This is a genomic window from Arthrobacter oryzae (assembly GCF_030812315.1).
GTDB lineage: Bacteria > Actinomycetota > Actinomycetes > Actinomycetales > Micrococcaceae > Arthrobacter > Arthrobacter oryzae_B.
This window is the reverse complement of sequence record NZ_JAUSSM010000027.1, coordinates 1-10,453: the sequence shown is the minus strand read 5'-3', so window position 1 is coordinate 10,453 and position 10,453 is coordinate 1. Positions and strand designations below refer to the sequence as shown.

Below are 10,453 nucleotides of genomic sequence, written 5' to 3'. Positions count from 1 at the left end.
AAGGGCGTCCAGGAGATCCACCAGGCCCAGTAGAAGATGGTCCAGCTGGTCATCCAGCTCCGCAGGGCCTCATCGCCGACCGCTTCGGTCCGGGAAGACATTTCGGCCAGGTCGCGGGCGTAGTCGCCGACCGCGGAGGGGATCAGGTTGAGGATGAACAGGGTGGGGCCGGCAATGAAGACGATCAGTGCGAGGACGACGGCCAGGACCATGTTGATGTTGGAGAGCCACTGGATGCCGCGGCTGATGCCGGAGACGGCCGAAGCGACGAAGCATAAGGTCAGGACCGCGACGATCGCCACGAGCACGGGGGTGCCGATTTCGCCGAACCAGCCGTTGGAGGTCATGCCGCTGCCGATCTGCAGGGCGCCCAGGCCCAACGATGCAGCGGTACCAAACAAGGTGGCGAATATGGCCAGGATGTTGATGAACTTCCCGATTGGCCCTTCGACCCTCCTGACGCCGAAGAGCGACGTGAAGGCGACAGAGATCAGTTGCCTGCGGCCCAGGCGGTAGGAGCCGTAGGCCATGGCGATGCCTACCACCGCGTACATGGCCCACGGGTGCAGTGTCCAGTGGAAGATGGAGGTGGCCATGGCAGTCTGGATGGCTTCGGGAGTCCGTCCGTCCACGGTTCCGGGCGGGGGAGAGATGTAGTGGTAGAGCGGTTCGGCCACGCCATAGAACATCAGCCCGATGCCCATGCCGGCGGCAAACATCATGGACACCCAGGAGACGGTACGGAATTCGGGTTTTTCGCCATCCTTGCCCAGCGGGATGTTGCCGAACTTGCCCAGGGCCAGCCACAGGACAAAGACCACGAAGAGCGAGGCCAGGAGCATGAACAGCCATCCGGTGTACTCCATGACCCAGTTCAGGGCAACCGTAGAGGACGAGGCGAGGCTATCCCGGCCGACAAAGCCCCAGACCACAAAGGCGACGGCGATGACGCCAGTGATCCCGAACGTGACCTTGTCGAGAATGAGCCTATGGTTCCGGCGTGCCGAAACGGCCTGCTCGGTCCTGGCAGTTCGAAGCTCTTCGAGGATCTGGTCGTACTCTTCAGAATCCGGCAGGCCCTCTGCGGCTCCGTCCTCCGGATCGAGGACAGCGGGGTTGGTGTTTTCTCCCGCGGGGACACCAATGACTGTTTTGGTGTTTCGCGTAATTTCGGGCTTTTCGTTGGGGGGAGCCTCTGCCAAAGCGTTGTCAGCAGGCAACTCCTCGGGGGTTAAGGGTTTTAAGTCATTGCTTATAGCCATGAGCGAATCCTTTGCTCGGTGGATCATGGGCTTGCGGTTAAAACATGGGCTTGAGGGGTGAGCCCGGGGGGAAGGTTGGGGACCTCCTCCGATTCAAGGACCATGATGTTGCCGTCGACGATTTGCACTTCGTGCGTCCGGATCGGCAGTTTGGCCGGGGGTGCATCCGGGGCTCCGGTGCGGAGGTTGAACCTGGAGGCCTGAAGCGGTCACTGACCCAACAGTTCTCTACATAGCAATCGGCCAGCGAGGCATCCTGGTGGGCACACGTGTCATCGATGGCGAAGATCTCACCGGCTTAAGCGTGGAAGACGGCGATTGGCGGAGCAGTATCGAGCCGTAGCGCCTCCCCGGCAGCGAGTTCACTGACCGGGCAGACCTTGTGCATGGGGCACCTCTTTGGGGTCAGGGATCAAGTTTGCTTAGGTGATGGCCGGAAGCCTCCGATCGTTCCGCAGGGATCAACACGTTTCCTCGGACTAGTTTAGGTAGCCGTTCGGGTCCAGGACATACTTCGTGGCGGCTCCGGCATCGAATTCCGCGTACCCCCGCGGGGCATCCTGGAGCGAAATGGCCGTGGCGTTGACCGCCTTGGCGATCTGGATCCTGTCATGCAGGATCGCCATCATCAGCTGCCGGTTGTACTTCATCACCGGGCACTGGCCCGTCGCGAAGGAGAGGGACTTCGCCCAGCCGGTGCCCAGGGACAGGGACAGGCTGCCCTTCTGGGCCGCCTCGTCCGCGGCACCCGGATCCCCGGTGACATAAAGGCCGGGAATGCCCAGGGAGCCGCCGGCGGCGGTAAGGTCCATCAACGAATTGAGCACGGCGGCCGGCGCCTCCTGGGCCCCGGCACCGTGTCCGTGTCCGCGGGCCTCGAAACCGACCGCGTCGATACCGGCATCGACCTCCCGGACGCCGAGAAGCTGCTCGATCTGGTCAGCCGGGTCGCCGTTGGCCACATTGACGGTTTCGCAGCCAAAGGATCGGGCCTGGGCCAGGCGATCCTCATTGAGATCCCCCACGATGACCACCGCGGCCCCCAGCAGTTGCGCGCTGGCCGCCGCGGCAAGCCCCACGGGACCGGCCCCGGCAACATAGACGGTGGACCCGACGCCGACACCTGCAGTGACGGCCCCGTGGAAACCGGTCGGGAGGATATCCGAGAGCATGGTCAGGTCCATGATCTTCTCCAGGGCCTGGTCCCGATCAGGGAACCGCAACAGGTTCCAGTCCGCATACGGGACCAGGACGAACTCCGCCTGCCCCCCGACCCATCCGCCCATGTCAACATAGCCGTAGGCGGACCCGGGACGGTCCGGGTTCACGTTCAGGCAGATTCCGGTCTTGCCCTCTTTGCAGTTCCGGCAGCGCCCACAGGAGATGTTGAAGGGGACCGAGACAATGTCCCCGACCTTGATGAACTCGACGTCAGGCCCGGTCTCGATGACTTCCCCGGTGATCTCGTGCCCCAGGACGAGACCGGCCGGGGCGGTCGTGCGGCCACGAACCATGTGCTGGTCCGAGCCGCAGATGTTGGTGCTCACGGTGCGCAGAATGACCCCATGCGGGACCTTCCGGCCGACATTGACGGGATTGACGCCGGGGCCGGCCTGCAGTTCAAAGGTGGGAAACGGGGTATCGATGATTTCCACGATCCCCGGTGCCTTGTATGCAACGGCTTTGTTACCTGACATTGAATGGCTCCTATGGGTTGGCGATCGAACGCTCACAGTGATGTTGGTCGCATCAGACTGTCTGTGAGGTAGTTTGATACGTGCAGCGCATATCGCTACAGGCAATGAAAGCGTTCAGGCTGACTGCGGCGATGGACGGGGGTTTGGTGGCCGGGCATCTGATCGCACATGCCTCAAGCCGGTGGTGCATCTAATGTCCCGGGAAGGAACGATGTGGTCGGGCGAGCCCACGGATCATAGGGGCAAGCGAAACGCCACGCGTGGCCTTCTCGCACTTGTATCCCTGCCGTGAAAACAATCCCTGATGCTGTCCGGCCTAGAGCAGCTGGAAGCGACTAGGCATCGATCACCATGTCGGTCCGTGCGGTGGAGCAGCAGGGCAGGAACTTGCCTGCGTCGATTTCCCGTGCCCGGATCCCGCCCTGGTGGTTCATCTCGACCTCCCCGGAAAGCTTGACGACCTTGCAGGAGCCGCACATGCCTTCCTTGCAGTTCGCGCCGATCCTGACGCCCGCACGCTGGGCCGCCCCGAGGATGTGTTCGGTGGGGTCGATGCGCACATTGATGCCGGTGCGCATGAAGGACAGGGTGAGGCTTCCTGTTCCGACCGTGTCGAAGGTCGAGGCATCGGGGGACCCGGCCTCCGGCCGCGCGTCCGGACTGTCGTCGGGGGCTTCGGGACCGGGCGCGTCCGGGTCGACGGTTTCCAGTGGCAGCCCCGTGGCCTTCAGGGTTCCATCGGCGTCGTAGCCGGGCTCGTAGAGCCCGAACGCGGTGGGCTGGCTTTCATAGTAGTCCTCGGCGGAATCGGCGATTTCCTCGGCGATTTCCTCCGCAATGTCCACTGCAAACGCGAGCTCCGCCTGGTATTCAAGGATCGTCTGACGATCTCCCGTGAAGAATTCCATGTTGATGGAGGTGTCGTCGACGCCGACCTTCCCCAGCAGCTCGGTGGCGGTGTTCAGGTAACCTTCGGGGCCGCAGGCATAGACCTGGCGGCCGTTGGCATCGGGGGCAACCTCGTCGAGCATGGCCGCCGTCAGCCTTCCGCTGAGCCATTCCCACCTTTCGGGTTTACTGCGGTCGCCCAGGGCGTAGAAGACCTTGACTCTCGAGTCCACGGAGGCGATGTAGGCCAGCTCCTGGTGGAAGGCAAATTCTCCGGCCTCTGCTCCGTGGTAGAGCACCACGACATCGGCCGTTCCGGGCAGGGAGTGGATGGTCCGCAACATCGACATGATGGGGGTGATGCCTGCGCCGGCGGCCAGCAAGAGGTACCGTGCCCGCCGGTCGGCATCGGGCAGGTGGAATGCCCCGACCGGTCCGAGCATCTCGAGGACGGTGCCAGGTTTGACGTTCTGGTGCACCCACGGTGAGACGAGTCCAGTGGGGTCGCATTTGACTGTGATGTCGAAGGTCCACGGCTGCGTGGGCGAACTGGACAGCGAGTAGCTGCGGTCCACCGGATCCTGGTCCTCGCCGTTCACGGGAAAGGCGACGTTCACGTACTGGCCCGCACGGAACGCCAGGGGCGCACCGTCGCAGCGGCGGAACACGAAAGTCATCATTCCGCCCACCTCGGGAATGGTTTCGACGCATTCTGCCATGAACTCCTGCGGATGCCAGGGGCCCAATGCGTGGGCGGCGCGGGCGGGTCCCTCGGTGCTGCCCATTACCCTGTTCCACGGCATCTCAAGACCGCGAATGCGCTGTGGTTCCTGAATTGCCTTCTCAGTGAGGAGTTCCATCATGCCAAGTGCTCCTGCACGCGCTGCACGTACCAGTTGATGAACGCCTCGACCTGGTACTCGCTCTTCATGTAAGGGCCGGGCTCGTAGGCGGGGCTGCCCGCGCCCGTCTGGCACAGCTCCACGAACGCCTTGTCCTGCAGATTGGTCTGCTTCCAGGTGTAGGTGAGTTTGTCCAGATCGTAGTCGACGCCTTCCTCGGCGTCGTCAGCTACCAGCCAGGTGGTGCGTACCAGGGACTGGTGTTCGTTGATGGGGAAGACGCCGAACGTGATGACGTGATCCCCCAGGAAGTGGAACCAACTGTTGGGCTGCAGGTGCATCGAGCAGCGGCCAAGGCGGAAGTCCCGCAAGTCGCCGAGCAGCTTCTTGGAGAGCCTGTGCCCATCGGGCGAGAACGATTCGCCGTCGCCGTCGAGCGATTCCCTGGAGATGCGGATTCCCGCTATGCGCGTGTCAAGCTCTTCGACGACCTCATAGGGAAGGCCATAGCGGCGGCAACGTTCCTCGAGCGAGGACTGTGCTTCCTTGTTGCGGTCCCATACTTCCTCAAGGTGGGCCGGGATCAGGCCCTCCGTCAGGCCCCAGGTGGGAAAGAGGGAGCAGGCGAGCTCCGGGTGGCCGTCACAGTGGTAGCACTCACGGTTGTTCTCCATGACGAGCTTCCAGTTGCCCTCCTCGACGATGTTCTGCTGGTAGGCGATTTTCGTCTTCGACAGATCGTGGGGCGCGAGGTAAGGCTCGAAGATCTTAGCGGTTTCGTCAAAATCCGCCGGCGGTTCGTCCGCAATGCAGACGAAGATGAGTCCGGCGACCACGCGGCTGTGTGCGCGCTTGAGGCCGAAGCAGCCCTTGTCGAACTTCGTTTCCCCAGGTGCCGAGGCGTGGATCAGATTGCCCTCTGGGGAGTATGTCCAAGAGTGGTAGCCGCAGACGAGGTTTCCAGTTGACCCCGCGGGCTCGGTCAGGACGCGGGCGCCGCGGTGCCGGCATACGTTGTGCAGGACGTTCACGCCGCCGTCGTCGTTACGCAGCACGATCAGGGAGTAGGGACCGTAGTCGACGGTGACGTAGTCGCCAGGCTCCGGCAGTTCGGCGATGCTGGCGGCAAAGATCCAGTGCTGGCCAAAAATGGCTTCCATGTCGATTTTGAAAATCGTGGGATCGGTGTAGAAGGGGGCATCGAGGGAATATCCCTTGCGCCGGAACTCGAACAACTCGCTGATTTCCGCCAGCTGCGCTGCAGGCAAGGATGAAGCGAGTTTTCCGCGTGAGTTGAGGGGCAAGACTGGAGCAGACATGTGTTTCCTCCCGGGAGGCGTGGGTAAGTGTGTGTTTCGTCGGGACCACGGCTGCGTGGGGTGCGAGCGGCGTTGTCGAAAACCTTGTACTCATGAGATTAGGGATGATTGAACCGCAACAAAAGCGGAACATTTGGAAGATAACCGTGCACAATAGGTGCATGATCGATGCGAGACTCATCACACTTCGGGTGTTTGCCCGGTGCGGCACCATTGGCGCAACCGCGGAGCTCACGGGCTATTCCCCTTCCGCCGTCTCCGCGCAACTGCGGGAGCTCCAGCGCGTGCTTGGAATGCAGCTGCTGACGAAGGACGGCCGGGGCGTGCGGCTGACTGCCACGGGCCGCTTTCTCGTGGCCGGCTCGGACACCCTCATTACCGAATGGGAGCGCCTGCGCGCAGCAGCCATGGAGGCTGGCGACCAAGTGCCGTCCCGTTTTGGCCTCGGCGGATTCTCCACGGCGGCCGCCCAGCTGCTCGCACCGCTGGCCGCCACCCTGCGCTCGACACGCCCCCTTCTGGAGGTGCAGGTACTCGAGGCCAACCCGGCCCGCTGCTTCGACTTGTTGGTTGCCGAGCGAATCGACCTTGCGGTCATTGTTGCCATGCAGTCCGACACCTATGTTGAGGACGATCCGCGCTTCGAACAGACCGTTCTGCTCGACGATCCCCTGGACGTGATCATTCCCGCCGACCATCCGTTGGCATCGCGGGAAACGGTGACCCTCGAAGAACTGGCGTCGGAACCCTGGATCACCGAGGCCGCCGGGTCCACCTACCATTCCCTATTCACCGCTGCGTTCACGGCAGTCGGGGTGACACCGCGGATTGCCCATGAGGCCGTTGAATGGGAAACCCAGATCGCCTTCGTTGGTGCGGGGCTGGGCGTGGGCCTGCTGCCGCGGCTGGCACCCCTGCGTAGTGCCGAAAACGTGGTTCGACTGCGCATTACTGGCAAAGGGAAGCCCACGCGCCGCATTGTCGCTGCGGTTCGCAGGGGCAGCATCGCATCGCCCCTGATCCAGGAGTCGCTCGGCATCCTGCAGGTCAGCGCCAATCGGATCCTCGCCGCCCGACCCGAAGACGATCTCTGAAATCGCATGGCCGCGCTTCGTTGCCGACGGGCGAGTGGGTCCAGAAGGTGGCGACACGTCCGAGCTGCCGGCCTTCTGCGCCGCACTAGGCGGGCCCGCGGCCCCAGGATGAGCCAGAGTGTGCACACAACCGGCCCACAAAAGGGCCGTTTGCGGGCTGTAACCACTCCCGGTGTCTTGATGAGGGCCTCTCCCGCTAGAGGCGACACGGTCGTTGCAACTCCCAAAATCAATTTGTGTTGCAACGACCGCTAAAACCCGCCAGATGGAGGGCGGGGCGTTGGTGTATGGCCTATGCGGGTACGCGGTCAGGGACCGTGATTGCGATGGCTTGGGCGGCCCGGGGCGCAATCCCGGCCGCACGTTGATGATCGGTCGTGAGGACAGAAGTGCGTTTTATGCTTAGACGGTGACGATGCGGTGGCCCGCTAGGGCCCCGCGGTCGCGTTGCGGTCACGGTGCTGCATCTGCGGCCGGCCCGGAGCCATCGGTCAGTCCAGGTCGAAGCGGTCGAGCTCCATGACCTTGACCCAGGCCGCTACGAAGTCGTTGACGAATTTCTCCTTGGCGTCCTCGCTGGCGTAGACCTCGGCCAATGCCCGGAGCTGGGAGTTGGAGCCGAAGACCAGGTCCACCGGCGTGGCGGTCCACTTCAGCTCACCGGTGGTGACGTCTCTGATTTCGTAGACGTTCTCCTCCCCCTCCGATGCCTTCCACCGGGTGCCCGGGGAGAGCAGGTTGACGAAGAAGTCGTTCGTCAGGACCTGTGGCCTGTCGGTAAGGACGCCGTGGGCAGAGCCGCCGACGTTGGTGTCGAGTGCACGCATGCCACCGACGAGCGCTGTCATCTCCGGCGCGGAGAGGTCCAGCAGGTACGCCTTGTCGAGCAGGAGGGTCTCCGGCTGGAGCTTCCCCCCGGGGCGTACGTAGTTGCGGAACCCGTCTGCCCGCGGCTGCAGGTATTGGAATGACTCGATGTCGGTCTGGTCCGGGGATGCGTCGGTGCGCCCGGGCCGGAATGGCACGGTGACCTCGAAACCGGCGTCCGTCGCGGCCTTCTCCACTGCTGCGCAGCCGCCGAGGACGATCAGGTCTGCAAGCGAGACCTTCATGCCGTCGGCCTGGGCGGAGTTGAACTGCTGCTGTACCGTCTCGATCGTTTGCAGCGCCGTGGCCAGCGGCTCGGGCTCGTTGACCTCCCAGCCACGCTGGGGTTCCAGTCGGATCCGTGCCCCATTGGCTCCGCCGCGCCTGTCGGTCTTGCGGAATGTGGCCGCCGCGGCCCATGCCGTGCTGGCCAGCTGCGAGACGGACAGGCCCGAGTCCAGGAGCTGGGCTTTGAGCGAGGCAATGGCCTGCTCGTCGATCAGCTTGTGGTCGACCGCCGGAACGGGATCCTGCCAAAGCTGCGGCGCAGGGACCCACGGTCCGAGCATGTGGGGTCCGACCGGACCCATGTCGCGGTGCAGCAGCTTGTACCAGGCCTTGGCGAACGCCAGCGCGAACTCCTCCGGATTCTCGAGGAAGCGCCGCGAGATCTTCTCATAAGCGGGATCCATGCGCAGCGACAGATCCGTGGTGAGCATCGTGGGCCGGTGCTTCTTCTCCGGGTCGTGCGCATCCGGAATGATCTGCGGGGCATCCTTGGCCACCCATTGGTGAGCGCCGGCGGGACTCTTGACAAGCTCCCACTCATGCTCGAACAGGATCTCGAAGAAACGGTTGCTCCACTCGGTCGGCCGGTCCGTCCAGGTGACCTCAAGTCCGGACGTGATGGTGTCAGCCCCTTTGCCGGTCCCATAGGTGCTGAGCCAGCCCAGACCCTGCGTCTCAAGGTCGCCGGCCTCAGGCTCTGGGCCGACGTGCGCGTCGGCGTCACCGGCGCCGTGGGTCTTGCCGAAGGTGTGTCCGCCGGCAATCAGTGCGACGGTCTCCTCGTCGTTCATCGCCATGCGCTTGAAGGTCTCGCGGATGAACGCCGCCGCCGCGAGCGGGTCCGGGTTGCCCATCGGCCCCTCGGGGTTGACGTAGATCAGCCCCATCTCGGTGGAGCCGACCTCCTGCGCCATCCGGCCTTCACCGATGTAGCGTTCGTCGCCGAGCCACGTGTCCTCTGGCCCCCAGAAAATCTCCTCGGGCTCCCACACATCCTCGCGGCCGAATGCAAAGCCGAACGTCTTGAAGCCCATCGACTCAAGGGCCACGTTGCCCGCGAGGACGAGCAGGTCAGCCCAAGAGAGCCTTTGACCGTACTTCTGCTTTACTGGCCACAGGAGCCTTCGGGCCTTGTCCAGGTTGGCGTTGTCCGGCCAGCTGTTCAGCGGCGCGAACCGCTGGCTGCCGTCCCCCGCACCACCGCGGCCATCATGGACCCGGTAGGTGCCGGCTGCATGCCAGCTCATCCGGATCATCAGGCCGCCGTAGTGGCCGAAGTCCGCAGGCCACCAGTCCTGGGAGGTGGTCAGCACCTGGATGATGTCCTGCTTGAGCGCCTCGACGTCTAGCTTCTGGAACTCGTCACGGTAGCTGAACGAGGGCCCGAGCGGGTTGCCCGCCGGGTTGTGGGTGTGGAGAACGCTGAGGTCCAGCTGGTTCGGCCACCAGTCGGCGACGGTCCGCGGCCGGTGCGCCTTGGGCTGCGGCGAATCGATCGCCGGGTTCTCACTCTCACTGCCGTGCGAGGTGACGCTGCCGTGGGCCACCGGGCATCCGCCCTCAACCTTGCTGTCGAGGCCCTGGGCGCTTCCGGGGGTGGGGACCGGGGGGTTTTCCTGTGGATCGGTCATGTGCTTCCTTCCATATGGCCGAGGCCGTGGTCGGACTCGGGCAGCCGGTGCAACCCTCCCATTTGACCATGAACGGGTGTGCGGGGAGAGCCCCCGTCGCCAAGGGCACATCCCCTGACTACCGCGCTGATCGTGGCGATTGCGGAGGCCATGGAGGAACGGGCCGAGCGCCATTGCGGCCGCCTGGCCCTGTTTGCCCTGGCTGAGATGGCCAATGTGGTCCGTTGGGCGTCTCTGCCGGACCAGGAGAGAGTTCGCGGTGTTTGACTTCTATTGCGAGACGCCGAGCAAGCCTTACAGACTCTCTACCCCGCAGTAGTAGAGAAGCAGAGACGGTAGGCAGCACCCATCCAAGGGCGACGCCCTGTCATTCCCCTGTGTGATGGCGTCTATTGTGGCTGTCGCACAAGGTGGAGGCGACGCCGGCAGTGCTGGCGACTACGGCCATGGCACCAAGGATTCCTATTCAGGGCGTGGCCGGTGCAGTCGCGGTCAGCGGGGGCCGAGGTCGCTGTCAATGTACGAGCCGGGGCGGTTTTCGTCGTGGTGGCAGGTGCAGCCCCCG

6 protein-coding genes are annotated in these 10,453 nt (G+C 63.9%); 1 reads left to right on the top strand and 5 read right to left on the bottom strand.

Annotated elements, in window-relative coordinates; translation table 11 throughout:
- The 4 genes from J2S97_RS23740 to J2S97_RS23725 all read right to left on the bottom strand — a co-directional run.
- Window positions 1-1,262: BCCT family transporter (locus J2S97_RS23740; RefSeq protein ID WP_307052387.1), on the bottom strand; the 1,262-nt coding region annotated here is incomplete at its 3' end.
- 479 nt (window positions 1,263-1,741) lie between these two features.
- Window positions 1,742-2,959: a formaldehyde dehydrogenase, glutathione-independent gene (fdhA, locus tag J2S97_RS23735; RefSeq protein ID WP_307052386.1), complete on the bottom strand. Its 1,218-nt coding sequence runs from the start codon at window positions 2,957-2,959 to the stop codon at window positions 1,742-1,744.
- Window positions 2,960-3,294: 335 nt separating this feature from the next.
- Window positions 3,295-4,710, bottom strand: a complete 1,416-nt coding sequence (locus tag J2S97_RS23730) for a ferredoxin reductase (RefSeq protein WP_307052385.1) — start codon at window positions 4,708-4,710, stop codon at window positions 3,295-3,297.
- Window positions 4,707-6,008 (bottom strand): aromatic ring-hydroxylating oxygenase subunit alpha, encoded by a 1,302-nt coding sequence (locus tag J2S97_RS23725; RefSeq protein ID WP_307052384.1) that lies wholly within the window; start codon window positions 6,006-6,008, stop codon window positions 4,707-4,709. Before J2S97_RS23725 ends, J2S97_RS23730 begins: the two co-directional genes overlap by 4 nt.
- A gap of 161 nt (window positions 6,009-6,169) precedes the next feature.
- Here J2S97_RS23725 and J2S97_RS23720 point away from each other — a divergent pair, with 161 nt between their 5' ends.
- Window positions 6,170-7,102, top strand: a complete 933-nt coding sequence (locus J2S97_RS23720; RefSeq protein WP_307052383.1) for a LysR family transcriptional regulator — start codon at window positions 6,170-6,172, stop codon at window positions 7,100-7,102.
- Between the two features lie 491 nt (window positions 7,103-7,593).
- Here J2S97_RS23720 and katG read toward each other — a convergent pair whose 3' ends face one another.
- On the bottom strand, window positions 7,594-9,888 hold the full coding sequence (gene katG, locus J2S97_RS23715; RefSeq protein ID WP_307052382.1) for a catalase/peroxidase HPI: 2,295 nt from the start codon (window positions 9,886-9,888) through the stop codon (window positions 7,594-7,596).
- Between the last annotated feature and the right edge of the window lie 565 nt (window positions 9,889-10,453).